Raw genomic sequence first — 1,476 nt, forward strand, 5'->3', positions numbered from 1 at the left:
AGTAAGCGAGACCTAGACAAACTGGGAATTTAAAAATCGTGGGAGAAAGAGGGGGGGGTATAGGATGCAAAGTTGGAGAGTACGCATGGATAGGGAAAAAGAGGAAGGGACAGAATAGCAAGAATAGGGCGGCGGGGGGGATGGAGTTCCTAGTCAAAGAATACATTGGTGACATAGTAGAGGTGATCAAAGCATACCAGGTATGGATTAAGGTACCAGGGGAGCGGGGAGCGAAATATTACTTCTTAGGAAACATATATATGCCCCCAGAGTCGAAGAATACGATAAAAGATATACAGAGGAAGTTCGGAGAAGTAGCAGTAGATGTACAGAAGTATAAGAGGCAAGGAGAAGTAGTACTAGTGGGAGATTTTAACTCAAGAATTGGGAAGGCAAGCAAACTGAATGAGAACATTGGACAATATGGAGAAGTAACAAATAATAAGAATGGGGAAGAGATGTTGAAGTTCCTCAAGCACAACGAGATGAAGACGTTGAACGACAGAGTAAAAAAGGCAGAACCGGAATGGACAAGACAGTGCATACCAAAGGGAGAAAGCACTTTATAGTAGTAGAAAAAGGAAATGGCAAGGAAACGGAACTGCATGTATGCGCAGCGGACGTAGGAACTACGGATCACTGTCCAGTATGGACAGACAGTCAACAGACGAGGGCTATCAAAAATAGCAGAGGTAGGAAAATGTGCAGATGGAGAAGCCGTCCGTCTTCCAGAGCCCGCCATCGAGTCTGATGACACCCAGTCAAGATCATCTCCGACCACATCGATAGATAAACTACTAGAAGAAAAAAAAAACGGGAATAGTTCCAAGATGAGATGTGGCCAAAAATGCAGAGCAATTTTCCGAGCTGTTGGAAGTAATAGGTACAACAAGGAACGTCGTAGAGAGGCACAATGCAGGAGCTAGGATGCTAGAAGGATGGGAGCAATCGGTCAAGACCACGGCAGGTAGAGCAATAGGGGAAACGCTGATAGCATGCAGCAAAATGGTGAGATGAGCAAGTAAAAGAGGCTATAAGAGCATGGGTCAAACTATTACGGGGGTCCATAGTTAACAGAACCAAATATTGTTAGTAAAAATACCTAAATATATAGGTTTTTATGTATGCCATAGGTCCTGTTAACTATAGACCCCCGTAACATATATTTTTTCATGTCTATATCTGGTTTGAGTTTGATATGGAAAAGAAAAAACTGGTTATTAATGGTTGAGTTGTTTCGTGTCTGAATCTGTTTCGTGCTTCGTCAGGAGAAAACACACGGTTAGGTGAGTAATTTCGTGTCCATTTCTGATTTTTGTTTCGATATGGGTTAAAAAAAATAGTTAGTTGAGTAATTTTATGGCTCAATCCAGTTTGTGTTAGCACAATTACGGGGAAAGAAAACTGGTTAGTTCACTTTAGTTTCACACCTAAATCTGTTGTTTTGTGTTTTGTTATGGGAAAACAAAGTGGTTG

1 protein-coding gene is annotated in these 1,476 nt (G+C 41.7%); it reads left to right on the forward strand.

Annotation, left to right across the window (positions count from 1 at the left end):
• Nucleotides 1–38: 38 nt before the first annotated feature.
• Nucleotides 39–569 carry a hypothetical protein gene (locus tag ABJF11_RS10765; RefSeq protein WP_348119854.1) on the forward strand — a complete coding sequence of 177 codons (531 nt, stop codon included), beginning with the start codon at nucleotides 39–41 and terminating at the stop codon, nucleotides 567–569.
• Nucleotides 570–1,476: the final 907 nt, after the last annotated feature.

The sequence above is a fragment of the Reichenbachiella sp. genome (genome assembly GCF_039941815.1).
Taxonomy (GTDB): Bacteria; Bacteroidota; Bacteroidia; order Cytophagales; family Cyclobacteriaceae; genus Reichenbachiella.